We start from the raw sequence: 24833 nt of genomic DNA on the forward strand, positions 1-24833 counted from the left end.
ATCTGGTTGGCGCATGGGCTTCGATGAACGCTTCCTCGGTGTCGGCGCCGCGCTCCCACGCGTGATCGGGGCGGATGCCGCGGCATCCGTCAGCCTCGACTACGTGCACTTCACCGTCGTGCTCGACTCGGTGCGCCGGCTCGCGCGCGTCACGGGCGTGAACATCGACGGGGCGTCGCTCCTCGACCTGGCCCGCGGCGACGACTGGCGTTTCGACGAGCGCGTGCCCGAAGACTGGCAGACCGGGCCGGCCGTCTACGCCGCCAACGACCTCGACCGGGGCCACCTCGTGCGACGACGCGACCCGGTGTGGGGCACTCGCGAGGTCGCGACGCGTGCGAACAGCGACACCTTCCACTTCACGAACGCGGCCCCGCAGGCCGGGGGCTTCAACCAGTCCGAAGAACTGTGGCTGGGTCTCGAAGACCACGTGCTCGAGCACGCGGAGGCCAACCGGCTGCGGCTCAGCGTGTTCACCGCGCCGGTGCTCGGGCCAGACGATCCGCCGTACCGCGGCATCCGGATCCCCCTGCGGTTCTGGAAGATCGCGGCGTGGAACCGTGCCGCCGACCCGGGCGAACCCGGCGAGCAGGTCGCGGGCGAACTCGCCGCAGCCGGATTCGTGCTCGACCAGACCCCGCTCGTCGACACGAGCCAGGCCGTCGCGACCGCGCCGGGCGAGGTGCCGCCGCTCGGGCCGTTCCGTGCGTTCCAGGTGCCGATCGCCGACATCGCGGCCATCACCGGGCTCGCGATGCCCGACCTCGTGGCCGCCGACGTGCTGCCGCAGACCGTCGCGGCCGCCGGGTGGCGACGGCTCGCCGAGGCATCCGACATCCTGCTCTGACGGGTCAGGGCTCGCCGTCGGCACTCCGACGACGTGCGCTCAGGGCTGCGCCGCGCCCGGCACGAGCGACGGGCCGCCCGGCGCGGCGAGCGTCAGCGACGCGAGGCCGACACGGGCGTCGGCCTGCAGGCCGGCCTCGAGCGCACGGAGCTCGCGCGCGGCATCCGCTTCGCTGCGATCGCCGACGAGGTCGACGGCCGCGATGAGCAGCACCCGGCCGGGGCCGATGTACTCCAGGTGCAGGAACGAGACCCGCTCGATCGAGGGCGAGGCGAGGAGCCCGCGGAGCGCCGCGTCGCGCACCTCGTCGGAGACGGCCTCGCCGATGAGGAACGCCCGATTGCGCGCGATGAGCAGCACCGCGACGACCCCGAGCAGTACGCCGACGCCGATCGACCCGAGGGCGTCGTACACGGGGGAGCCCGTGAGCTGATGCAGCAGGATGCCGACGAAGGCGATCGCGAGGCCGATCAGCGCGGCGGCATCCTCTGCGAACACGGCCCGGAGCGTCGGGTCGGAGCTGCGAACGACGTGGTGCAGGGTGCCGGTACGCTGTCGATGCGCATCGGTGCGGGCCTGCCGGTAGGCCCGAAGGAACGAGATGCCCTCGAGCACGAACGAGATGCCGAGCACGACGTACGCGATCACGTAGTCGCCCGCGGGCTCGGGGTCGATCAGCTCCGCGATGCCGTGCTGGATCGACACGGCCGCGCCGACCGCGAACAGTCCGAACGCGGCGAACATCGACCAGACGTAGGCGTCCTTGCCGTAGCCGAGCGGATGCCGAGGGTCGGCCGGCCTCGCCGATCGCCGCTCGGCGATCACGAGCAGCACCTCGTTTCCGGTGTCGGCCCAGGAGTGCGCCGCCTCGGCGACCATCGACGCCGAGCCCGTCAACGCTGCGGCCACCGACTTCGCGACCGCGATGAGCGCGTTCGCGATGAGCGCGACGATGACCGTGACGAGCGAGTCGCCGCCCGCCGAGGCGCTCGCCGACCGGTCCGAATCCGTGTCCCCCACGGGTGAGAGTCTGGCACCGAGGGCTTCGCCGGTGCGAGAGTGGAACCCATGAGCCGCGAGGTTCGAACCGACGTGCTGATCGTGGGGGCCGGCCCCAGCGGTCTCATGGCGGCGGTCTGCCTGGCCCGGCTCGGCGTCGATGCGATCGTGGTCGACGGCAAGGCCGGCCCCACCGTGGAGTCCCGGGCGCTCGTCGTGCAGGCGCGGTCGATGGAGCTGTACGACCAGCTCGGACTCGTCGATCGGGTGCTCGAACGGCGCTCGCCCGCCACGACGTTCATCCCGGGCGCAGGCCATCGGGAGCTCGGCCGCCTCGACCTCGCGCTGGCGGGTCGCGACGTCACGCCGTTCCCCGAGATCACGGTGTTCGAGCAGTCCGCGAACGAGCGGCTCCTCGTCGACGCCCTCGGAGAGCTCGGGCGCGAGGTGAGGTGGGAGCACCGCCTCGACCGGCTCGAGGTCGCGCGAGGCGAGCCGGTGGACGGGGGCGAGCCTGCATCGTCCGTCATCGCGACCCTGTCGAAGGCGGGCGAAACGCTCGCGGTCCGGGCCCGCTACTGCATCGGGGCCGACGGCGCGCACTCGACGGTGCGGCGCGCGCTCGGCATCCCGTTCGAGGGCGAGACGAACGCGTTCACCTTCACGCTCGCAGACGCCGTCGGCGCGCGCGGCCTCGAGCCGCAGGCGATCAACGTGCGGGTGAGCGAGCGGCACCTCATGCTCGGGTTCGGCATGGGCGGCGACCGTGCGCGGCTGATCGGGGTCGTGCGCGACGAGGATCTCGGAGCCGACGGCAAGGCGTCCGAAGCGGAGTCGCGCGCGGTGTTCCGCCGTGAGTTCGGGGTCGAGTACGACGAGTCCGCCTGGTTCACGACCTACCGACTGCACCACCGGCTCGCGGCGAGCTTCCGCGAAGGGCCGTGCTTCCTGGTCGGCGATGCCGCGCACATCCACTCGCCGGTCGGCGGGCAGGGGATGAACACCGGCCTGCAGGATGCGCACAACCTCGCGTGCGCGCTCGCCGACGTGCTCGAGCGCGGCATGCCCGAATCGCGGCTCGACCGGTTCGAGGCCGAGCGTCGCCCGGTCGGCAAGACCCTGGTCGAGACGACCGATCGGCTGTTCGGGCTCGTGACGAGCGACTCACCGGTGGCGAGGTCGGTTCGCTCGCGGGTGATCCCGTTGGTCGGACCCGCTGCGGTGCGCGTGCTCCCGCGCCTGGTCGGCCTGCCGCGCGCGTTCGGCTTCGTGTCGCAGACCCGCATCCGGTATCGGATGCCGGAGGTCGCCGTGCAGCCGAGGCGACCCGACGACGGCGTGCTCGGCGTGCGCCTGCCGTGGACCGGCGACAACTTCGACGCGCTGCGGGCGATGCGGTGGCAGGTGCACGGCTACGGCGTGCCGGATCGCGCGGTGCAGCGGGTCGCCCGGGAACTCGGTGTCGACGGGCACGCGTTCGGCGGCGATCCCCGCCGGCGCCTCCGGCACGACCGCCTCTACCTCGTGCGACGCGACGGCTTCGTCGTCGCCGAGGTGCCCTCGCCCGCGACCGGCGCCGCGCTCGAGGCGGCTCGGGCCAGGCTGGCCGGTCGCTGAGCTGGGCCCCGCCGCCGAGGGTCGGCGGCCTACACTGGCGCAGTGGACGAAGCGCTGGATGATGGGCCGTTCTACCACGGCACGAAGGCAGATCTCGGGGTCGGCGACCTCCTGACGGCGGGGTATCGGTCGAACTACCGACCCGAGGTCGTGATGAACCACATCTACTTCACGGCGCTGCGCGACGGCGCCGGGCTCGCCGCCGAGCTCGCGGCCGGCGACGGCGAGCCGCGGGTCTACGAGGTCGAGCCGACGGGTCCGTTCGAGAACGACCCGAACGTCACCGACAAGAAGTTCCCGGGCAACCCGACCCGCTCGTACCGCAGCAGCGCGCCGCTCCGGGTCGTGGGCGAGATCGTCGACTGGACGCGGCTGACGCCAGAGGCGCTCCAGACGTGGAGGGACCGGCTGGCCGAGCTCGCCGCCGATGCGCGGGGCGAGATCATCAACTGATGGGGGAGCCGACGCCGCAGAAGCCGGTGGCGGTGGTCGCGGGCGCGAGCGGATTCGTCGGGGCGGCGATCGTCCGATCGTTCATCGACGACGGCTACGTCGTGCGGCGCATCGGGCGCTCGGGCGAGCTCACCTGGTCGGACACGGCCGGCATCGCCGCGGCGATCGACGGATCCGACGTGCTCGTGAACATGGCGGGCAAGTCCGTGAACTGCCGCTACACCGACGCGAATCGAGACGAGATCCTGCGGTCGCGCGTCGACACCACGCGCGCGTTGCGCACGGCCGTCGGTTCGGTCGCCGACCCTCCGTCGGTCTGGTTCAACGCATCGACCGCGACGATCTACCGGCACGCCATGGATCGCCCGAACACCGAGGCCGATGGCGAGTACGGCGAGGGGTTCTCGGTCGACGTCGCGCGCGAGTGGGAGCGGGAGTTCTTCGACGGCGCGCTGCCGCGGACCCGTCGCATCGCCCTCAGGATGGCCATCGTGGTGGGCGATGGTCCGGCCACGAACACCCTGGCCACCCTCGCCCGCGTCGGACTCGGCGGGCCGCAGATCGACGGCTGGTGGTTCCCCCACCGCCGCTACCGGGGCATCGGACCGCACCCGACCGGCGACGGCCGGAGCCGGGGGCATCGCACGCGCGGGTTCCAGAAGTTCAGCTGGATCCACCTCGACGACGTCGTCGAGGCGATCCGGTTCCTCCGCGAGCGGACCGACCTCTCGGGGCCGGTGAACCTCGCGAGCCCAGAGCCCGCCGACAACCGCACCGTGATGCGGCTCATGCGCGAGAGCGTCGGCGCGCGCGTCGGACTGCCGGCCTGGCGGTGGATGCTCGAGCCCGCGATGTGGGCGCTGCGCACCGAGCCCGAGCTGGTCCTCAAGAGCCGGTGGGTCGTGCCGGGCGCCCTCGCCGATGCCGGCTTCGCGTTCCGGTACCCGGATCTGCGCGCGGCGATCGACGACGCGACGGCTCGCTGAGCGATCCCGCGCACCGCGCACCGCCTGCCCTTCGCGCCGAGCGGCGGTCGGAACGGCTGCGTCGCGCAGAACGGGCGCCCGCGGCATCCGCCCCTCGGAATTGCACGTATCGTCGTCTGGTGCCGAACGAGAGCGACCACACGACCATGACGGATGCCGCGCTGCAGCGCCGCCGGTTCACGGGCGCCGCGACGCAGCTGGGCACCGAGGTGTCGATCAACTTCGGTTCGTCGCTCGCGGGCCTCGTCATTCCGGTGGTCGGCTCGTTCGTCGTGGTCGCGGTGCGCCAGCTCGTGATGCTCGTGGCCGTGCTGCCGTTCTATCGGCCGAAGCGGGCCGAGCTCACCTGGTCGCGACTGTGGCCCGCCATCGCACTCGGCGTCGTGCTCGCGGTCATGAACGTCTCGTTCTACGAGGCCGTGCACCTGCTCGGCCTCGGCATCGCGGCGACGATCGAGTTCCTCGGTCCGCTCGCGATCGCGCTCGCGACCTCGCGGCGTTGGCTCGACGGCGTCTGCGCGCTCGCGGCGGGCTTCGGCGTGGTGCTGCTCATCGGACCCGGATCCTCGGATGCCGCGGCCATCGACCCCTGGGGCGTCGCCCTCGCGCTGACGGCCGCCGCGACCTGGGCGCTGTACATCCTGCTGACGCGACGCGTCGCCGTCGGCCTGCCCGGACTCGAGGGCCTCACCGTCGCGAGCATCGTGAGCCTCGCGCTGCTCGTGCCGTTCGCGATCGCGACCTTCGACGCGAGCGCGTTCGACTGGGGCGTCGTGCTGCTGCTGCTCGGGGTCGGCGTGCTGTCGTCGGCGCTGCCGTACAGCCTCGACACGTTCATCCTGCGGCGCATCACGCCGCGCCTCTACGCGATCATCACGAGCTTCGGGCCGGTGATCGCCGCGATCTTCGGCTGGCTCGTGCTCTCCGAGACGTTCACCCTCGTCGAGGTCGTCGCGATCGCGATCGTCTGCGGGGCTGCAGGCACGGCGATCGCCACCCAGCGCGACCGGCCGAAGTCCGACCTCGAGCAGACCGCGGAGGGTATGGCCTAGGCCCGCCGTCAGCCACGCACCGCGTGTCGTCGGCTGACCCAGCGGTCGTACTGCGCCCACGGGTCGTCGACGCCGAGGGCCAACTCGGCGATGTGCTCTGCCAGCTCGTCGTGTGCTGCGAACCACTCGGTGCCCGCGAACCGGCGTTCGGCGAACTGCGCATGCCGGCGTTGCTCGAGGCGTCGCCCTCCGGGTTCGAACGCGAGCACCTCGTCGTGGGGGATGCTCGCGAGCCGCTGTCGGGGGTTCGCGGACGTGCCGATCTTGACCTGGTCGCGATACCGGACGTAGTAGACGACCTCGACGCGCACGGGGTCCAGGTCGCCGTCGGGCGCCTCGCCCAGACGCCACTCGCAGTCGGCGCACAGCCACCCCGACGGGTAGCGCACGCCCACCCGGCATCCGCAGGCCGGGCAGGGCGAGGGGGCGAGGTCGGTCACGCCGACCTCGGCGGCGACGAGTTCGTAGGCCTCGAGCAGGTGCGAGGCGCACAGCCGCAGCTGCGGGGCCGCCGAAGGAGCCCCGCACGCCGCGCCCGACGCGTCGAGGAGTCCGCAGGTGCTGCCCGCGGCATCCGCTCGATCCATGCCTGCACGCTACGTCGCACCACCCACACCGGCGGGCTGCCGCCGCGTCACCCGCCCGCGGTAGGCTCGATCTTCGACCGAACGGACCGTCGAAAGCAGGCGTTCGAAAGCGAGGCGAACGGCATGGCGTGGTGGGGCAAGCGCAAGCGTCGACGGTTCAAGCCGTTCGACCGCAGCGCCCTGCCCGAGGCCGAGCCGCTGACGTTCGAAGAGACCTACAACGAAGGCCTCCTGGTGGCCGAGGCCGCCGGACGCATGGCCCTGAAGAACCGCATCATCGTGCGCGCGCTGCGCGGCGACGAGCCGTTCGACGCCGACCGGGCGTCGGCCGAGGCCCGCGAGGTGCTGCGCGAGCTCATCCACGAGTTCGACCAGGTCGCCGAGTGGGCAGAGACCGAGCGCGAGTCGGCGGCCAAGCGCGAGGGGCGATCGGCGCACCAGCACGACTACCACCGCTCTGACTCGTGGAACCTGCGGCTGCGCGAGCGCGTCAACGAGGCCGTCGCGGCGCGACTCGGCGAGCTGCGGGGCGATCCCGAGTACCTCGCCGAGTTCGCCGAGCGGGCCCGCCAAGACGCCTGGGCCGAGCTCTCCGACGCGATCGAGCAGCGTCTCGCGCGCGACTGGCCCGACATCGAGGTCGATGAGACCTACATCGCCGAGCGCGAGGACCGCATGGCCGGTGTCGCGTTCGACCTGCTGAAGGACCTCGACGAGGTGCGGCAGCGGCGCGAGGAGCGCGACGCGCTCGACGACGCCTTCGGCGGCTGGTAGCGGTCGCCCGCGCCCGTCACGGCGCCGAACGCACCCCGACTGGTCGCCCGAACTCCGCGAGGACTGGTCTTCACGGTGTGGGCGGCCCGGAGTAGCGTCGCGCGCATGAGCATCGACGACGGCCTCGTGGTCGCGACCCTGACCATCTCGCTCGACGGCTTCGTCGCCGGGCCGAACCAGACCCTCGAGAACCCGCTGGGCGAGGGCGGCGAGAGCCTGCACGCCTGGATGTTCGACGACCCCGACTCCAGCCAGCCGATCATCGACACGATCCTGGGCGTGGCCGCCGTCGTCCAGGGGCGCAACATGTTCGGGCCGATCCGCGGCGACTGGCCCGACGACGAGTGGAAGGGGTGGTGGGGCGAGGACCCGCCCTACCACTCGCCCGTGTTCGTGCTCACGCACTACGAGCGCGAACCGGTCGAGATGGAGGGCGGCACGACGTTCCACTTCGTGACCGGGGGCATCGAGGAGGCGTTCCGGCGAGCCCGTGAGGCGGCCGGCCCCGACGGGCACATCTCGATCGCGGGCGGCGCGAGCACGGTGCGGCAGGCGCTGCTCGCCGGGTTGCTCGACCGTCTCGTGCTGAGTGTCTCGCCGATCACCCTCGGCGCCGGCGAACGGCTCTTCGACGGGGTGACGGTCGGCGGCGAAGACGGCATCGCGCTCCGGCCGATCGACGTGCTCGCGACACCGCTCGCGACGCACATCACGTACGAGGTGGTGCGCTGAGCGAGCGGATGCCGCGGCATCCGCTCGTGGAGTGGCTCGCCGCGGCATCCGATTCAGGCAGTCGTACGCAGCTCAGGACGAACGCCGCGGGATCGGCCTGAGCAGTGCGCGAATGCCTGACGTGGCGTCGACGGGTCGGGTGCGGCACCGGAGGTGACGCGTGGCCGCGCGCCGGGCACCCGGTGCCGGCCGGCTACTCGCCGCTCGGGTGCGCCCCCGCCTTGTCGATGACCCACGCGTAGGCGAACGCGCGCTCGCGCCACGCCGAGTAGCGGCCAGAGACGCCGCCGTGCCCGGCCGCCATCTCGATCTTGAGCAGCGGGTCGGCCCCGACCTCGCGAAGGCGGGCGACCCACTTGGCGGGCTCGACGTAGAGCACGCGAGTGTCGTTCAGCGACGTGACCGCCAGGATCGGCGGGTAGTGCGTCTCGTGCACGTTCTCGATGGGGGAGTACGACTTCATGTAGTGGTACACCTCCTCGTCGTCGAGCGGGTTGCCCCACTCGTCCCACTCGATGACCGTGAGTGGCAGCGACGGGTCGAGGATCGAGGTCAGCGGGTCGACGAAGGGCACCTCGGCGAGGATGCCCGAGAAGTACTTCGGGGCGATGTTCGCGACGGCGCCCATGAGCAGGCCGCCGGCGCTGCCGCCCTGCGCGACGAGCCGGTCGGGGGCCGTGATCTCCTGCTCGATGAGGTGCCGGGCCGCCGCCACGAAGTCGGTGAAGGTGTTGCGCTTCTCGAGCTTCTTGCCGTGCTCGTACCAGAGCCGGCCCATCTCGCCGCCGCCGCGCACGTGGGCGATCGCGAACACCATGCCGCGGTCGAGCAGCGAGAGCCTGGGGATGCCGAACCCGGGGTCCATGGATGCCTCATACGAGCCGTACCCGTAGAGCAGCGTGGGCGCGGGCTCGCCGAGGTCGACGAGGTCGTGCCGGTAGACGAGCGAGATCGGGATGCGGGTGCCGTCCTTCGCCGTCGCCCACTCGCGGCGCTGCGCGTAGCGGGTGGCGTCGTAGTCGCCGAGCACGGCCTGGCGCTTGCGCAGGCGACGCTCGCCGGTCGCCACGACGAGGTCGAGCACGGTCGACGGGGTGACGAAGCTCGTGTACCCGAGGCGCAGCAGGGGCTGCTCCCATGAGGGGTTGCCGCGCAGGCCGACGGCGAACAGCTCCTCGTCGAAGGCGAGCTCGTGCAGGGTGTCGTCTGGAGTGGCGTCGGCGGGGATCCCGGCGGCCGGAAGCTTCGCGATCGCGACGCGCGAGAGGCCGTCGCGTCGGTACTCGAGCGCCACGAAGTCGCGGAAGGCGTCGACGCCCTCGATCCGCACGGCCTCGCTGTGCGGCAGCAGCATGCGACGCGGCCCCCCGGGGTCGGCGGCCGCGACGCTCACGAGCTCGAAGTTCACGGCGCCGTCGTTGTGCACGATGAGCAGGCGGTCCTTGCCGCCGGCGACGACGTGCTCGACGTCGTACTCGACGCCGTCCTTGCGCGGCCACACGACGCGGAACTCGCCCGTCGGGTCGTCGGCGTCGAGCAGGCGCGTCTCGCTCGTGATGTTCGAGCCCGCCTCGATCACGAGGTAGCGGCGACTGCGCGTGACCCCGACGCCGAGCCAGAAGCGCTCGTCGGGCTCGTGGAAGACCTTGACGTCGTCGGGTGCCGCGGTGCCGACCTCGTGGCGCCAGATCGTGTCGGGCCGCCACGACTCGTCGACGGTCGCGTAGAAGACGAACCGGCCGGAGGGGTCGAACGTCGCGCCGCCCGCCGTGCCCTCGATGACGTCGTCGAACTCGCGGCCGCTGTCGTCGAGCGCGCGCAGGCGCAGCGTGTACCGCTCGTCGCCCTCGACGTCGGTGCCGTAGAGCAGCGTGGACCCGTCGGGGGTGATGTCGAAGCTGCCGAGCGAGTAGAACTCGTGGCCCTCGGCCTCGACGTTGTCGTCGAGGAGCACCTGCTCGCCGGGCAGGGACACGGAGGCCGGGGCACCCGGGGCGGCCGTCGCATCGGGCCCGCCCGCGGCATCCGGAGCTTCGAGCATGGGCGGCTCCCAGTCGTCGGGGCCGGCGATCGGCGCCCGGCAGTGGATGCCGTACTGCTGCCCCTCGACGGTGCGCGTGTAGTACCACCAGTCGCCCTCGCGGGTCGGCACCGAGAGGTCGGTCTCCTTCGTGCGGGCCCGGATCTCCTCGAAGAGCTGCTCCTGCAGGAGCGAGAGGTGCTCGGTGCGCGCGTTCGTGTACGCGTTCTCCTCGTGCAGGTGCGCGAGCACCTCGGGATCCTCCTTCGCGCGCAGCCACTCGTAGTGGTCGACCACGGTGTCGCCGTGGTGCGTGCGTTCGGTGGGGCGCTTCGGAGTCTTCGGCGGAGTCAGCACGGGTCCACGCTACGCGCATCGCCCCGAGGTGCCCAGCGGATGCCGGTGGCGGGCGGAGGCACTCACGAAACCCGTCGTGCGCCGGCCGTGCGCCGGCCGTGCGTCGGCCTTGGTGAGGAATCCGAACTTGCAATCGCGCGAAGTAAGGCTAGCCTTAGCTCAACCCACCCCCTGTTTTCTCCTTGGAGACGTCTGTGCTCGCGACATACCTGATCGGCCTCCGCGAAGGCCTCGAGGCCGGCCTCGTCGTCGGCATCCTGGTCGCGTACCTCGCGAAGCTCGGCCGCCGCGACCTGCTCGGCCGGCTCTGGCTGGGCATCGGACTCGCGATCGCCGTGGCCCTCGGCGTCGGCGCGGCCCTCACGTGGGGTCCGTACGCGATGACGTTCCAGGCGCAGGAGATCCTCGGCGGCGTGCTCTCGATCGTCGCCGTCGCGATGGTCACCTGGATGACCTTCTGGATGGGCACGCACGGTGCCGCGCTCTCGAAGGAGCTCCGCAGCAGCGTCGACGCCGCGATCGACCGCTCGTGGTTCGCCCTCGTCGTGCTCGGGGCCGTCTCGGTCGGCCGCGAGGGCATCGAGACCGCGCTCTTCGTCTGGGCCAACGCCGCCGGCGGCAGCGACCCGCTCTTCGCGACGCTCGGCGCCGTGCTCGGCATCCTCACCGCGGTCGTCATCTCGTGGGGCATCTCGCGCGGGCTCGTGCGCTTCAACCTCGGCCGCTTCTTCACCTGGACCGGCCTGTTCCTGATCTTCGTCGCCGCGGGCGTGCTCGCCTACGGCATCGGCGACCTGCAGGAGGCCTCGGTCATCCCGGGTTGGGGAACGTCGGCCTACAGCCTCGTCGCCATCGTGCCGCCCGGCAGTTGGTACGGCACCGTGCTCGCGGGCATCTTCAACTTCTCGCCCGAGCCGACGTGGGCGCAGGTCTTCGCCTGGGTCGCCTACGTCGCCATCACCGTGCCGCTGTACCTGCTCATGCTGCGCCGACGCAGCCGTGCGCGGGCGGCGGCCTCGGCAGCAGCCGTCACGGCGTCCTCCGCACCGGCTCCGACTCCGGCCGCGGCGCCGGCACCGACCATCGCACCGGCACCGACCATCGCACCCGCCGCGGCCGACGCCACCTGACCGGCCCGCGGCATCCGCAGCACCGCATTCGCACTTCACCCCCACCCAGATCAGGAGCACCAATGAACCGACGTGTCCTCGCGGCATCCGCCACCGCGACGATGTTCGCGCTCGCCCTCTCGGGATGCGTGGCCAAGGCCGACCTCGCCGAGGCGATCGCCGTCGACATCACCGATGACGGATGCGCCGTCGCGGTCGACACCGCGAACGCGGGCGCCGTGACCTTCACGCTCGAGAACACGGGTTCCGACGTCAACGAGTTCGAGATCCTCGCCGACGACCAGCTGCGCATCGTGGGCGAGAAGGAGAACATCACGCCCGGCCAGACGGTCGACTTCGTCGCGCAGCTCGAACCCGGCGACTACTACACGGCCTGCAAGTTCCAGCAGGTGGGCGCACCTATCGGACTCGCCGCCTTCACCGTCTCGGGGGAGGCCTCGAAGGTCTCGTCCGACGAGCAGGCGCTCAGCGACCAGGCCGTGACCGAGTACCTCGCGTACGTGCGCTCGCAGACCTCCGAGCTGCTCCCGCTCGTGCAGCAGCTGGCCGATGCCTACGCCGCGGGCGACGACGAGACGGCTCGCGCGCTCTTCGCGACGACCCGCGTGCCCTACGAGCGCATCGAGCCCACGGCCGAGGCGTTCGGCGACCTCGACCCGAAGATCGACTTCCGCGAGGTCGACGCCGTGGCCGACGGCATCGACTGGACCGGCTTCCACCGCATCGAGAAGGACCTCTGGCCGCCGGCCCCGGGCGACCTGAACTCCGACGGCCAGGACGCGTTCCTCGACTGGGCGCCCTCGACCCCTGAGGAGCGCCAGGCGTACGCCGACGGCCTCGTCGAGAACGTGACCCAGCTGCACGAGCTCGTCACGGCCGACGACTTCGCGGTCAGCCTCGCCGACATCTCGAACGGCGCGATCGCGCTGCTCGACGAGGTCGCCGCCGGCAAGATCACCGGCGAAGAGGACTGGTGGTCGGGCACCGACCTCTACGACTTCCAGGCCAACGTGCAGGGCGCGTACGTCGCGTTCGGCGCGGTGCGCGCGCTCGCCGAGTCGAAGGGCGACGAGGGCACGGCGCTCGCAGCCGAGATCGACGCGCAGTTCAGTGCGCTGAACGACCTGCTCGCCACCTACGGCTCGCTCGACGAGGGCTTCGTGAACTACGCCGAGCTGACCGACGCCGACAAGAAGGCCCTGAGCGACCAGGTCAACGCGCTCTCGGAGCCGCTCTCCCAGCTGACCAGCACTATCCTCGGGGTCTGATGACCGTACCCGCAGCACCCGACCAGCCCGAGCAGGCCGCCGCCGATCCCCAGTCCGGGGTCAGCCGCCGACACCTGCTCGGGCTGTTCGGCGCGGGCGCGGCGGGTGCGGCGGTCGGGGTCGCCGCCGGTGCGGCCGGCGTCGGCGTGGCCATGTCGACCGGTGCGGCGAACGCGGCCGGCAGCGGCGCGGCATCCGTCTACCCCTTCTACGGCGAGCACCAGGCGGGCATCGTGACGGCAGCCCAAGACCGGTTGCACTTCGCCGCCTTCGACGTGTCGACCACGCTCGACCGCGCCGGGCTCATCGAGCTGCTGCAGGACTGGACGGATGCCGCGGCGCGCCTCACGCAGGGGCTCGAGGTCGTCGAGGGCGGCGCGGTCGGCGGGTCCGACTACGCGCCTCCGGTCGACACCGGCGAGGCGCTCGGCCTGCCCGCTTCGGGCCTGACGATCACGTTCGGCTTCGGCCCCGGCCTGTTCGGCGATGCCGACGGGGTCGACCGCTTCGGCCTCGCCGCCCGCCGCCCCGCCGGTCTGCAGCCGTTGCCGCGATTCCAGGGCGATGCGCTGCAGCCCGAGCGCAGCGGGGGCGACCTCTGCATCCAGGCGTGCGCCGACGACCCGCAGGTCGCCGTGCACGCGATCCGCAACCTCAGCCGCATCGCGTTCGGGCGAGCGAGCCTGCGCTGGTCGCAGCTCGGCTTCGGCCGCACGTCGTCGACGTCGACCTCGCAGCAGACGCCCCGCAACCTCTTCGGCTTCAAGGACGGCACGGCGAACATCAAGGCTGAAGAGACGACGGATGTCTCCGAGCAGGTGTGGGTCGCGGCATCCGACGATCCCGCGTGGCTCGCGGGCGGCTCGTACCTCGTGGCCCGACGCATCCGCATGATCATCGAGAACTGGGACCGCGTGCAGCTCGGCGAGCAGGAGATGCTCGTCGGCCGGGCGAAGGGGTCCGGCGCACCGCTCTCAGGAGGAACCGAGTTCACCGAGCCCGATTTCGAGGCCGAGGGACCCACCGGAGCGCAGCTCATCGACACGAACTCGCACGTGAAGCTCGCGCACCCCACGGTGAACGGCGGCGTGCGCATGCTGCGCCGGGGCTACAACTTCGTCGACGGCAACGACGAGCTCGGGCGCCTCGACGCGGGCCTGTTCTTCCTGTCGTTCCAGCGTTCGCCCGAGCAGTTCATCACCGTGCAGCGCAGCCTCGCGGCCGACGGGCTCAACGAGTACCTCAAGCACGTCGGCTCGGCGATCTTCGCGGTGCCCGGCGGCATCCGCTCGGGGGAGTACGTGGGGCAGGCGCTCTTCGCCTGAGCCGCGTTCGGCCGGCCTCGGCCGACCTCGGCCGGCCTCGAGGCCTGAACCGGCGGGCTGCCGATCAGCCGGAGCCCTCGACGCTCAGCCGGAGCCCTCGACGACCAGCCACTGGTCGTCGCCCTGCCACTGCAGCGTGCCGGTGACGGGCTCGCCGTCGCGCACCGCAGTGAAGTCGATGTCGCCCGGCTGCCCGCCGACGATGCCGGTGCCGCCGCCGAACGTCGGCTGCTCGTAGCCGAGGTCGATGAGGGCGTCCTTGCGCTGCGCCTGGTCCCACGTGCCGGAGAGGAACGCGAGCAGGAGCACCGCGGTGAGTCCGCCGGCGACGAGCACGATCGCGCCGATGTCCCGCATCCACCGACGGCCGCGCAGCTGCCCCAGGAAGGTGAGCGCCGCCCCGGCGACGACGGCGAGCAGCGGGAAGAGGAGCGGCCACGGGCTCCAGGGCTCGAGGGTGACCGTCGCGACATCCATGCGCCGACCCTATCGGGTGCCGCACGGGCGTTCACCGAGACCGCCATACGTCTGATGTGTTCTGCTGCAAACGCAGCTCACGTTCGATTTTTCGGGGTTGCGCCCGCTACACATCGGATGTTTGACTCGGGTGCACTCCTCCCAACGAAGAGACGGAGATCTTTGTGGACAGCCCTATGACCCTGGCCCTTTCGCGTCGCGGATTCCTCATCGCAGGCGGTGCGGCCGGCGCACTCCTCGCGACCTGGACCGCCGCACCCGGCTCCGCCGGTGCCGCCGTGCCCACCGCTGCTCCGGGCGTGCTCGAGGTTCCGCCCGTGCCCCGCAGGTCGCTCTGGTACCGGCTGCCGTCGACGGGCTGGGTGACCACCGGCACCGGCGATCGCCTCACGTCGACCTCCGCACTGCCCATCGGGAACGGGCGACTCGGTGCCATGCTCTACGCGGGCGTCGACCGGGACCGCATCCAGCTGAACGAGCAGAGCCTGTGGGGCGGCGCCAACGACTGGGACGGCGCGTACGACACCGGCGTCACCGGATTCGGCTCCTACCGGAACTTCGGCGAACTCGAGGTGGTGCTCGGCGCGGCCGTGCCCCCGCCCGTCGTCACGGCGGACCTGGGGGGCGGAGTCAACTCCTCCGGGAACGAGACCGAGGCGAAGACCTACGACGGGTCGCCGAGCTCCAAGTGGTGCGTCATCGCACCCGGCAACGGCACCACGGCGTGGCAGCTGACCTGGAAGGTCGCGTTGCCCGAGCCCAAGGTCGTCTCGGCCTACTCGTTCACCAGCGCGAACGACGTGCCGGCACGCGACCCGCAGGACTGGAGGTTCGAAGCCTCCCAAGACGGCAGCACGTGGACCGCGATCGACACCCGGCAGCATGCGTCGACGCCCTTCACGGCGCGAGCCCAGAAGCTCGAGTTCACGGCGTCGAACACGACCGCGTACCGGTACTACCGGTTCGTCTTCGTGCCGAAGCTCGGGACGAGTCACTTCCAGGTCGCCGAGATCGCGCTCGCGGGCGTCGCGTTCGCCGGCGGACAGGGCCCGGTGCCCGCCGACTACCGCCGCTTCCTCGACCCGATGACCGGCCTGCACTCCACGACCTACTCGACGGACGCCGGCCGCCACGTGCGCGAGGCGTTCGCGAGCCGTGCCGACGACGTGCTGGTGATCAGGTACCGCACGGACGACCCCGCCGGCCTCACCGGCACGGTCTCGCTCGCGTCGGCCCAGACCGGCGACAACCCCATCACCGCCCCTGCGACCGTCGCCGCCGAAGCGGGCGACCGCCTGTCGTTCGCGGGCGAGATGCGCAACCACCTCAGGCACGCCGCCGAGGTGCGGGTGCTCGTCGAGGGCGGCACGGCGAGCAGGGCGGGCACGTCGATCGCCGTCTCGGGCGTGCACACGCTCGAGCTCCGCATCGACCTGCGCACCGACTACAAGCTCGACGCGGCGGCGGGCTGGCGATCGGGCATCGCTCCCGCGGCCGCCGCGGCCGGCGCCCTCGACGGGCTCGCGTCGCGATCGTTCGAGAGCCTGTTCGACGCGGCGGCGGCGAATCTCGGGGAGGTCATGGGGCGGGTCGCGGTCGACTGGGGCGTCTCGGACGACGCCGTGGTCGCGCTGCCCACGAACGAGCGGCTCGTGCGCTACTCCGACGGCACCGCGGCGGATCCCGAGCTCGAGCAGCTGCACTTCCACTTCGGGAGGTACCTGCTCGCGTCGTCGTCGCGTCGCGACGGGCTGCCCGCGAACCTCCAAGGCCTGTGGAACAACGAGAACCAGCCGGCCTGGGGGTCGGACTACCACACGAACATCAACGTCCAGATGAACTACTGGGCGGCCGAGACCACCGACCTGGGCGACAGCCACGAGGCGCTCGCCCACTTCATCGAGCAGGTCGCCGTGCCGAGTCGGGTCGCGACCCGCAACGCCTTCGGCCAGGACGTGCCCGGATGGACCGCGCGCACCAGCCAGAGCATCTTCGGCGGCAACGGCTGGGAGTGGAACACCATCTCCAGCGCCTGGTACGCCCTGCACCTCTTCGAGCACTGGAAGTTCTCGCAGGACGCCGCGTTCCTCGCGCGGTACTACCCGCTCGTGAAGGAGATCTGCCGGTTCTGGCAGCACGAGCTCGTCGAGAAGTCCGACGGCAGGCTCTACGCGCCGAACGGCTGGTCGCCCGAGCAGGGTCCGCGCGAGGACGGGGTCATGCACGACCAGCAGATCATCTGGGAGCTGTTCACCGACTACCTCGAGATGGCGACCGTGCTCGGCGTCGACACCGCCTTCCAGGACGAGGTCGCCGAGATGCTGGGCAAGCTCGCGGGCAACCGGATCGGGAGCTGGGGACAGCTGCAGGAATGGCAGGCCGACCGCGACGTGCGCACCGGATCGGCGAACGGCATCGACGCGCTGCATCGCCACACCTCGCACCTCTTCGCGGTGTATCCGGGCCACCAGATCACCGTCGAGCAGACGCCCGAGCTCGCGGCGGCCGCGCTGGTCTCGCTCAACGCCCGTTGCGGGGTGCCCGACGGCGGCGCCATCACCGTCGACTCGGTCAGCGGCGACAGCCGGCGCTCGTGGACCTGGCCGTGGCGCACGGCGCTGTTCGCGCGTCTGGGCGAGCCCGAGAAGGCGTACACGATGGTGCGCGGGCTCTTCCGCCACAACACGCTCACGAACCTGTGGGCGACGCATCCGCCGTTCCAGATGGACGGCAACTTCGGCATGACGGGGGCGCTCGTCGAACTGCTGCTGCAGAGCCACGACGGCACGATCCGGCTGCTCCCCGCCCTGCCGGCCGCATGGGCGGCCCGTGGCTCGTTCAGCGGCCTGCGCGCTCGCGGCGGCTACCGCGTCGACCTCGCGTGGGTCGACGGCGAGGTCACCGAGTACCGCATCCTCGCCGACCGCACCCGGCGCACGGGGCCGGTGACGGTCGTCGTCAACGGCGAACGCCGAGTGGTCGTCCCCGAGTCGCCCAGGCCGCCGATCGACCTCGAGGTCACGTCGACGGCCGAGCCCCGACGCATCGCCGGGAAGGTGCAGCTCGCCGTCCGGGCGAAGAACACGGGCAACGTGTGGGCGGACATCCGCCTGACGACCGAGTGGGGCACGTTCAAGGCGACCAAGGTGCAGCCCGGCGCCTCGGCGTTCCACGTGTTCGCCACGCGCGAGACCTCGATCCCCGCCGGATCCGCAACGGTGGCCGCATACCACTGGGACGGCACGGGGGGCCACTACATCACCGAGGAGGTTCCCTTCGAGGCATCCCGAACCTGAGGACTCAGCTGCGCCGCCTCGGAATAGGGCGATCGTCCGATGGGGGGCATGCACCTCAGAGAGGAGATTCGTGACCACGAAGCGAACCTCGGAGGAACCCCATGGACCACGCAGCAGCCATGATCGCACTCGACCAGTACGCGGCCGATGCCGGGCGTTCCGAGGCGATCGCCGCACGGCACCGGCTCGTGTCGGAACACCGCGCACAGGCCGACGCCGAGCAGGCGACCACGCTCATCGTCGAGGCGCAGCGCGCGCGGGCGAGCCGGCGCGGCCGGTGGCCCCGGTTTCCGCGGTCGCCCCGGGTCGCGTTCTGAACTCGCGGGGCGGCCGAACTCCGGATCAGGAGCACGACTCGCCGGTCCCACGCGGCGCGCATGGGCGCGTCGTCGGCGGCGACCGGAGAACGGCCGCCCGTCAGCCGGCAGGCGCGGCGAGCACCGCGGCACGCAGGAGCGCGAGCGCGTCGGCGAGCTCGCGGTCGCCGACGCCGGCGTAGCCGAGCACGATGCCCGGCTGCCCGTCGCCGGCCGAGGCCGAGTACTCGTCGAGGCGTGCGACCGCGATGCCGGCCGCGTCCAGTCGGCGCGTCACGGCGTCGACGGCGTCGTGACCCGGCAGCCGCAGCACGGCGTGCAGCCCGCCGTCGAGGCCGACGAGCTGCGTGCCCGGCAGGTCGCCGAGCGCGGCGAGCACGAGCTTCCGACGGTGGGCGTAGTCGCGTCGGGTCGCGGCGATGTGCCGCCGCAGCACGCCCGTCGTGAGCAGGTGCGCGACGGCGAGCTGCACGATGCCGGGCACGGGCGAGGGGCTCTCCTCGCGCACGACCGCGATCGCGGCGCGCAGGGCTTCGTCGTGGGGGAGCACCGCGTAGCCGAGGCGCAACCACGGGGTCATGACCTTCGAGAAGCTGCCGATGAGCACCACGCGGCGGTTCTCGCGCGCCTCGACGGCGGCGTCCGCATCGGCCGTGGATCCGTCGAGCGACGCGAGCGTGGGCATGGGCGGCCCGACATGGCGGAACTCGCTGTCGTAGTCGTCCTCGAGCACGACGGCACCCGTGCGGCGCGCGTGCTCGAGCAGGTCGAGGCGGGCGGCCACGGGCAGGCGGCCGCCGAGCGGGTACTGGTGGCTGGGCGTCACGAGGATCGCATCGGCCGGGCGGTCGAGGCCTCGCAGGGCGTCGAGCCGCAGGCCGTGCTCGCCGACCGGGATCGGCACGAGGTCGGCGCCCGCCCGCGCGAGCACCTGGCGCGCGTTCGGGTAGCCCGGATCCTCGACGGCCACGAGCGGGCGCGCGCCGAGGCGGTCGCCCAGCGCCGTGCCGATGAGGCCGACGGCCTCGCTCGTCCCCGCCGTGACGACGATGTCGTCGGGGTCGCATGCGAAGCCCCGGGCGTGGCGCACGTGCTCGGCGATCGCGGCGCGCAGCCTCGGTTCGCCGAACCGCGGCGGATCGTCGACCGGCACCTCGGCCGCCGCAGCATGTCGCCAGGCCGATCGCCACGCCCGCTCGTCGAGGCGGGTGACCGACGGGCGGCCCGGCCGCAGGTCGAGTCGGGGTGCGGGCCTCGCGCCGAGCGCGCCCGCGGTTCGTTCGGCGCGGCCCGCGGGCGAGCGCTCGATCGCCGGAGCGGCGGATGCCGCGGGTCGGCGCCTGCGCGCGGCATCCGTCGCTCCATGGCCGGCGTCGGTGCGCCCGCCGAGCTGGGCGACGAGCGTCGGCGCGCCCTGGCGCAGTTCGACGTACCCTTCGCCGGCGAGCTGCTCGTAGGCGCTCACGACCGAGCTGCGGGCGGTGCCGAGCTCGGCGGCGAGCACGCGGGTCGAGGCGACGCGGTCGCCGGGTCGGAGCGCGCCCGTGAGGATCGCGTCGCGCATGGCCTCGACGATCTGCTCGACGACCGGTCGCTCGTCGAGGCGGTCGATGGCGAGGAGCGGGCCGTCCATGTGCCCTCCGATCGTGAACTGGTATGCACAGTGTTGCACGAACTGGACTGTATGCAAGTCCAGTGGAGGCGAAGACTGGGCACCATGATGACCTCCGACCTCCTCACCGACCCGGTGCCCGACACCACCGGGCAGGGCTCCCTCCGCCGCATCCGCCGACTCTCCGAGCGCCAGGTCGTCGACCGCGCCGCCGTCGACGCCCTGCTCGACGAAGAGCTGGTCGGACACCTCGCCGCGGTCGTCGACGGCACGCCGATCGTCGTGCCCATGGGCTTCGCGCGAGTCGGCGACCACGTGCTCGTGCACGGATCGACCGGCGGCGGCTTCGCACTGCGCGCCGCGGCCGAGCGGTCGACGGTCGCCTTCGCCGTCACGGCGCTCGACGGGCTCGTCTACGCGCGCTCGCTCTTCGACAGCTCGATGAACTACCGGAGCGCGGTGGTCTACGGCGTGCTCGAGGCGGTCGACGGAGTCGAGGCCGACGAGGCATTGCTCGCGCTGTCCGAACGGCTCATGCCGGGGCGCCCCGCCGAGGTGCGCGCCATGGTCCGCAAGGAGGTCGCGGCCACGCGCGTGCTGCGCCTGAAGCTCGACGACGTGGTCATGAAGGTGCGTGCGGCCGGCGTCTCCGAGGCGCCCGACGACGGCGAGGACCACGACGTCTGGGCCGGCGTCGTACCGCTGACGCGCACCTGGGGAGCACCCGAGCGTTCGGCGCTCACGTCGGTGCACGCCCCGACGCCGGATTCGGTGGTCGCTCTGACGACGCCGCCGGCCCCGGATCGCAGACTGCCATAGGCCTTGGGGAATGCCCGGGGTCGAGATCGTTCGGAAGGAGGTGCGCCATGTTCGTGTTCCTGATCGCGCTCGCGGTTCTCGCGGTCGCCGGGGTCGCTTCGACCTTCGTCGACCTCTCCCGCGACGGCTACCGCCGCACTCCGACGCTCGCCCGCTGAACCCGTGCCGCGGCCGGTCGCAGAGGCGGCCGGCCGTCGCGCTGCCCGGTGCCGCTGCCCGATGCCGCCGGCGCTCAGCCCGTCTTCGTCCAGTCGAGGTTGATGACGTCGCCGATGTAGACCGCCTCGCCGAAGTCGTGCACCTGCGGGTTCATGCGCAGCAACTGCTGCTGCGGCAGGTCGAAGCGCTGGGCGATGTCGAAGAAGCTGTCGCCCGACACGACCGTATAGCTCGTCGGCATGCCCGTTCCGTCGACGACGGGCGTGCCGTTCGCCCCGTCGCGGGCGCCCAGGTCGACCGCAGGTCCGGGCTCGATCACCGGGGCGGGCTCGTTCGGCACCGGAGCGGGTGCCGGCGCGGGCGCCGGTTCGGCGGGCGCCTCGGCGACCGGAGTCGGCATCGGCGTCGGTTCGGGTGCCGGCTCCGGCGTGGCGGTGACGGTCGCGATGATCGTCACGGGCGGCGGCGTCGGCGTCGGCGCGCAGGCGCTGAACACGAGGGTCGTGCCGGCCGCCATCACGAGTGCGGATGCCGCTGCACCGCCGAGTCGTCGATGCATGCCACCCCCGTCCGCCCGTCGCCCGGGCCTGTCGTTCGGTGCCCCTCCTTCGGGGCGCACCGTCAGCCAGACTCGCGGATGCCGCGCGTTCGCGCAAGAGTCCTTCCGAATCGGTTCTCCGCGGTCGGCGAACGCCCGCGCGAGTGTCGGTGGGCCGTGGCAGCATGAACAGGTGACCACGTCTGCGCCGGCCATGATCGGCCGGGACGCCGACCTCTCGAGGCTCCTCACCGCCCTCGACGAGGTTCGAACCGGTGCGCCGTTCACCGTCATCATCGGCGGCGAGGCCGGCATCGGCAAGACCAGGCTCGTGCGCGAGTTCGCCAGGCAGGTCGGCGACGGGGCGCGGTTCGTGGTCGGCCAGTGCGTCGATCTCGGTACGGTGGCCGCGCCCTACGCGCCCGTCAAGGCGGCACTCCGCGCCCTCGTCCTCGACGAGGGCGCCGAACGCGTGCTCGAGGCGGTCGGCCCCGGTCGGGCGGCCCTCATCGCGCTGCTGCCCGAGCTCGCGGCATCCGCGGGGCTCGAAGGGGCCGATCTCGATGCGGCCCGAGCAGGCACCGCAGGCGCGATCCGCGGCGACACCGCCGCAGGGCAGCTGCACGAGGCGATCGCCGTGCTGCTCGAGACGCTGTCGCACGACCAGCCCATCGTGTTCGTGCTCGAAGACCTGCACTGGATCGACGCCGCGAGCCTCGCACTGCTGCGGTTCCTCATGCGAGCGCTCGGGTCGAGCCGTGTGCTCACGGTGCTCACCTATCGCAGCGAAGACGTCACGCGGGGCCACCCGGTGCGGGCGTTCCTCGCCGAGGCCGACCGCGACCGCTGGGTCGATCGCCGCGAGCTCGCCAGGCTCGCCTCCGACGACGCCGAGGCCCTCGTCGCGTCGCTCATGCCAGACGACGTCAACCCGACCACGCAGTCGGTCCAGACCATCGTGCGTCGCAGCGACGGCGTGCCGTTCCTCATCGAGGAGCTCATCGGCCTCGACGGCTGCCGCGACGACGCCGAGGTGCCCGAGACGCTCCGCGATCTGCTGCTCGCCCGGTACGAGGCACTGTCCGACTCCACGCAGCAACTGCTCCGCCTCATCTCCATCGGCGGCGTCCGGGTGCCGCACGCCCTGCTCGTGGCCGTGCACGACGGCACCGACGAGGGCATCGACTCCGCGGCCCGCGAAGCGGTGCTCGGGGGCGTGCTCACGATCGAGGGCGACGAGTACGCGTTCCGGCACGCGCTGGTACGCGAGGCGATCCTCGCCGACCTGCTGCCCGGCGAGCGCGCCCGTTTCCACGGTCGCTACGCGCGCGCCTACGAAGACGCTGCGCAGGGCACCAGGCGCCTGGCCGCCGAGATCTCCTTCCACTGGCTCGGCGCGAACGACGCGGCCCGGGCGTTCCCCGCGACCCTCAAGGCCATGGCCGAGGCTCGCGCTGCCGCGGCGTACGGCTCAGCCGCGCAGTTGGGCGAACGCGCCCTCGGCCTCTGGGACGTCGTGCCCGACCCCGAGGCGACGGCGAAGATGAGCAAGCTCGAGCTCATGGGCCGAACGGCCTCGCACCTGCGCAACGCGGGCGAGGGCGAACGCGGTCTGGCCCTCGTGCGGGCCGCACTCGAAGAGTGCGCCCGCGACGACCCCCAGTACCCCCGGCTGCTGCGCGACGTGGGCCTCTACCTGGCCAACGTCGGCCGCCAGGGGTCCATCCCCCTGCTCGAACAGGCGCTCGAGGCGCTCGGCGACGAGGGTCGCGACGAACTGCGCACCACCGTGCTCATCGCGCTCGCGGGCCGGTTCATGATCGAGTCCCGGCTCGACGACGCGATCGAGGTCTCCGAGCGCGCGCTCCAGGCGGCCGAGCGCCTCGGCAACCCGAGGTTCGCGTCCACCGCTACGAACATCTCGGGCATCAGCCGCGCGGCGGCGGGCGACGTGCAGGGCGGGCTCGACCTGCTCGAACGGGCGCACGAGCTCGCCGGAGACGACGGTCCCGCGCTGCTCCGCTACTGGGTGAACGCCTCCGACCTCTACTACCTGATCGGCGACTTCCACGCGGCGATCCGCCTCGCCGAAGAAGGCCTCGAGCGCGCCCGCGAGCAGGGCGTCGAACGCAGTTCAGGCGTGATCCTCGCGTCGAACGCCGTCGACCCGCTGCTCGCCGTCGGCGAGTGGGAACGCGCCGAGCTCCTCACCGAGCGCGCCCTGGCACTCGACCCCCCGCTGCCGTTCACGGTCTACCTGAACCGGGCCCGCATGTGGACCGCGCTCTGGCGCGGCGAGGTCGACCGCGCTTCCGAGATGCACCGCGCGCTGCGCCCGTCGATGTCCCGGGTCATGGCGGCCGAGATGCAGACGCGGCTCGGGGTCGGGCGCGTCGCAGCCGAGATCGCACTGGCGCAGGCCGACCCGGCGCGAGCCTGGCACGAGGTTCGTATCCTCCTCGACGAGGAGCACACCCTGCCGCCCGGGTACACGCTGCCGTTCCTCTGGGTCGCCGCTCGCACGGTCGCCGCCGTGCGAAACCGCCGGGGCGACGCGGTCGCCGAGGCGCTCGGCGACGAGGTCGAGTCGAGCCTGCCGCTGCTCGTCGAGCTGCTCGACCGCATGTCGTTCTGGCCCACCGCCCCGATCTGGCGCGCCTTCTTCGACGCCGAGCTCGCGGTCGCAGCCGATGCCCCGCCTGCGGCCGCCGGGGTGCCCGGCACCGATGCGGGCGCATGGCGATCCGCCGTCGAGCACGCCGCCGACCCCGCAGCCCACCACTTCCTCGCGCCGTACGCCCTGCAGCGCCTCGGCGAGGCAGAGCTCGCCACCGGCGACCGTGCGGCCGCTCGGGCGAGCCTCCAGGCCGCGCACGAGCGCGCGGTCGCCGGCGGGGTCACCTCCGTCACGAACCAGGTGGTTCGCGTCGCGTCGGCCGCCGGACTCGCGCTCGAGGGCGTCGGCGGCGGCGCGGCCGTTCGAGCATCGGTCGCCGCGCGGGCCGCCAACGTTGCGGGCGAGCCCGCCGGTTCGAGCATCGCCGAATCCCCGACGGCCGACGCCCTCGAGGTCGCCGCCGCCGTCGAAGAGCTCACGGCCCGCGAACGACAGGTACTCGAGCTCATCGCCGAAGGACTCAGCAACCGGCAGATCGGCGAGCGGCTCTACATCAGCGGCAAGACGGCCTCGGTGCACGTCTCCGCGATCCTCCGAAAGCTCGGCGCCTCCACCCGCACCGAGGCTGCCTACCGCGCGGGCGCCCTGCGCTGACCCTCCTGCGCTCTCGCTCGTGCGCTCTGAAGCTCGTGTTCTGACGCTCGTGCGCTGAGGCTCGTGCGCTGACGCTCTGCGGTGGGGTCGGGTGCGAGCGACAGGGGTGAGCGAGCGGAGGCGTCGGCCGCGACATCCGCTGGGAGAATACTGCGCGCCGCGCCCCAGACGCCCCGACGGGCGTAGCGTTGGTGCAT

The 24833-nt window shown here is 72.3% G+C and carries 20 protein-coding genes; 14 read left to right on the plus strand and 6 right to left on the minus strand.

The genetic code is table 11. The features are described from left to right. Nucleotides 1-13: 13 nt before the first annotated feature. On the plus strand, nucleotides 14-847 hold the full coding sequence (locus tag BM342_RS01415) for a DNA/RNA non-specific endonuclease (RefSeq protein ID WP_092963752.1): 834 nt from the start codon (nucleotides 14-16) through the stop codon (nucleotides 845-847). Between the two features lie 39 nt (nucleotides 848-886). Here the strand turns inward: BM342_RS01415 and BM342_RS01420 are convergent, their stop codons facing one another. After that, nucleotides 887-1867, minus strand: coding sequence for a cation diffusion facilitator family transporter (locus tag BM342_RS01420; RefSeq protein ID WP_092963753.1), 981 nt, complete (start codon nucleotides 1865-1867; stop codon nucleotides 887-889). 48 nt (nucleotides 1868-1915) lie between these two features. Here BM342_RS01420 and BM342_RS01425 point away from each other — a divergent pair, with 48 nt between their 5' ends. The 4 genes from BM342_RS01425 (at nucleotide 1916) to BM342_RS01440 (ending at nucleotide 5954) form a co-directional block, all read left to right on the plus strand. Continuing rightward, nucleotides 1916-3463: an FAD-dependent monooxygenase gene (locus BM342_RS01425; RefSeq protein ID WP_092963754.1), complete on the plus strand. Its 1548-nt coding sequence runs from the start codon at nucleotides 1916-1918 to the stop codon at nucleotides 3461-3463. Between the two features lie 42 nt (nucleotides 3464-3505). Beyond that, nucleotides 3506-3916 carry an NAD(+)--rifampin ADP-ribosyltransferase gene (arr, locus tag BM342_RS01430; protein WP_092963755.1) on the plus strand — a complete coding sequence of 137 codons (411 nt, stop codon included), beginning with the start codon at nucleotides 3506-3508 and terminating at the stop codon, nucleotides 3914-3916. After that, nucleotides 3916-4902 carry an epimerase gene (locus tag BM342_RS01435; RefSeq protein ID WP_092963756.1) on the plus strand — a complete coding sequence of 329 codons (987 nt, stop codon included), beginning with the start codon at nucleotides 3916-3918 and terminating at the stop codon, nucleotides 4900-4902. The genes arr and BM342_RS01435 overlap by 1 nt, the downstream gene beginning before the upstream one ends. A gap of 119 nt (nucleotides 4903-5021) precedes the next feature. After that, nucleotides 5022-5954, plus strand: coding sequence for an EamA family transporter (locus BM342_RS01440; protein WP_255368449.1), 933 nt, complete (start codon nucleotides 5022-5024; stop codon nucleotides 5952-5954). An 8-nt stretch (nucleotides 5955-5962) separates the two neighbouring features. Here the strand turns inward: BM342_RS01440 and BM342_RS01445 are convergent, their stop codons facing one another. Beyond that, complete coding sequence (locus BM342_RS01445) at nucleotides 5963-6541, minus strand: GIY-YIG nuclease family protein (RefSeq protein ID WP_092963757.1); 579 nt, start codon at nucleotides 6539-6541, stop codon at nucleotides 5963-5965. 123 nt (nucleotides 6542-6664) lie between these two features. Here BM342_RS01445 and BM342_RS01450 point away from each other — a divergent pair, with 123 nt between their 5' ends. Both BM342_RS01450 and BM342_RS01455 read left to right on the plus strand, forming a co-directional pair. Further along, nucleotides 6665-7315: a hypothetical protein gene (locus BM342_RS01450; protein ID WP_092963758.1), complete on the plus strand. Its 651-nt coding sequence runs from the start codon at nucleotides 6665-6667 to the stop codon at nucleotides 7313-7315. Nucleotides 7316-7420: 105 nt separating this feature from the next. Next, a complete protein-coding gene (locus tag BM342_RS01455; protein WP_092963759.1) occupies nucleotides 7421-8047 on the plus strand; it encodes a dihydrofolate reductase family protein in 627 nt (208 codons plus the stop codon). A gap of 193 nt (nucleotides 8048-8240) precedes the next feature. On the opposite strand, the gene BM342_RS01460 is transcribed toward BM342_RS01455, so the two are convergent. Continuing rightward, the gene (locus BM342_RS01460; protein WP_092963760.1) at nucleotides 8241-10424 is read right to left on the minus strand and encodes a S9 family peptidase; all 2184 of its coding nucleotides are present in this window, start codon (nucleotides 10422-10424) and stop codon (nucleotides 8241-8243) included. Between the two features lie 194 nt (nucleotides 10425-10618). On the opposite strand from BM342_RS01460, the gene efeU reads away from it, so the two are divergent. The 3 genes from efeU to efeB all read left to right on the plus strand — a co-directional run bounded on the left by efeU (nucleotide 10619) and on the right by efeB (nucleotide 14147). Continuing rightward, a complete protein-coding gene (efeU, locus tag BM342_RS01465) occupies nucleotides 10619-11554 on the plus strand; it encodes an iron uptake transporter permease EfeU (protein WP_092963761.1) in 936 nt (311 codons plus the stop codon). Between the two features lie 62 nt (nucleotides 11555-11616). Continuing rightward, nucleotides 11617-12822 (plus strand): iron uptake system protein EfeO, encoded by a 1206-nt coding sequence (efeO, locus tag BM342_RS01470; protein WP_092963762.1) that lies wholly within the window; start codon nucleotides 11617-11619, stop codon nucleotides 12820-12822. Continuing rightward, on the plus strand, nucleotides 12822-14147 hold the full coding sequence (gene efeB / locus BM342_RS01475) for an iron uptake transporter deferrochelatase/peroxidase subunit (protein WP_092963763.1): 1326 nt from the start codon (nucleotides 12822-12824) through the stop codon (nucleotides 14145-14147). Before efeO ends, efeB begins: the two co-directional genes overlap by 1 nt. 84 nt (nucleotides 14148-14231) lie before the next feature. On the opposite strand, the gene BM342_RS01480 is transcribed toward efeB, so the two are convergent. Continuing rightward, on the minus strand, nucleotides 14232-14624 hold the full coding sequence (locus BM342_RS01480) for a hypothetical protein (RefSeq protein ID WP_092963764.1): 393 nt from the start codon (nucleotides 14622-14624) through the stop codon (nucleotides 14232-14234). 176 nt (nucleotides 14625-14800) lie between these two features. Between BM342_RS01480 and BM342_RS01485 the strand changes: the two genes are divergently transcribed. Further along, nucleotides 14801-17920: a glycosyl hydrolase family 95 catalytic domain-containing protein gene (locus tag BM342_RS01485; RefSeq protein ID WP_092963765.1), complete on the plus strand. Its 3120-nt coding sequence runs from the start codon at nucleotides 14801-14803 to the stop codon at nucleotides 17918-17920. A gap of 101 nt (nucleotides 17921-18021) precedes the next feature. Next, nucleotides 18022-18237, plus strand: coding sequence for a hypothetical protein (locus BM342_RS01490; RefSeq protein WP_092963766.1), 216 nt, complete (start codon nucleotides 18022-18024; stop codon nucleotides 18235-18237). Between the two features lie 100 nt (nucleotides 18238-18337). Here the strand turns inward: BM342_RS01490 and BM342_RS01495 are convergent, their stop codons facing one another. Continuing rightward, complete coding sequence (locus BM342_RS01495; RefSeq protein WP_143109723.1) at nucleotides 18338-19909, minus strand: MocR-like pyridoxine biosynthesis transcription factor PdxR; 1572 nt, start codon at nucleotides 19907-19909, stop codon at nucleotides 18338-18340. A gap of 45 nt (nucleotides 19910-19954) precedes the next feature. Here BM342_RS01495 and BM342_RS01500 point away from each other — a divergent pair, with 45 nt between their 5' ends. After that, nucleotides 19955-20668, plus strand: coding sequence for a pyridoxamine 5'-phosphate oxidase family protein (locus BM342_RS01500; protein WP_218154877.1), 714 nt, complete (start codon nucleotides 19955-19957; stop codon nucleotides 20666-20668). A 232-nt stretch (nucleotides 20669-20900) separates the two neighbouring features. On the opposite strand, the gene BM342_RS01505 is transcribed toward BM342_RS01500, so the two are convergent. After that, entirely contained in the window at nucleotides 20901-21386 is a 486-nt protein-coding gene (locus BM342_RS01505; protein WP_177232009.1) for a LysM peptidoglycan-binding domain-containing protein, read from the minus strand. A gap of 172 nt (nucleotides 21387-21558) precedes the next feature. Here BM342_RS01505 and BM342_RS01510 point away from each other — a divergent pair, with 172 nt between their 5' ends. Next, the gene (locus tag BM342_RS01510) at nucleotides 21559-24636 is read left to right on the plus strand and encodes a helix-turn-helix transcriptional regulator (protein ID WP_177232010.1); all 3078 of its coding nucleotides are present in this window, start codon (nucleotides 21559-21561) and stop codon (nucleotides 24634-24636) included. The last annotated feature ends 197 nt before the right edge of the window (nucleotides 24637-24833 follow it).

This window comes from Agromyces sp. CF514 (genome assembly GCF_900113185.1).
GTDB lineage: Bacteria > Actinomycetota > Actinomycetes > Actinomycetales > Microbacteriaceae > Agromyces.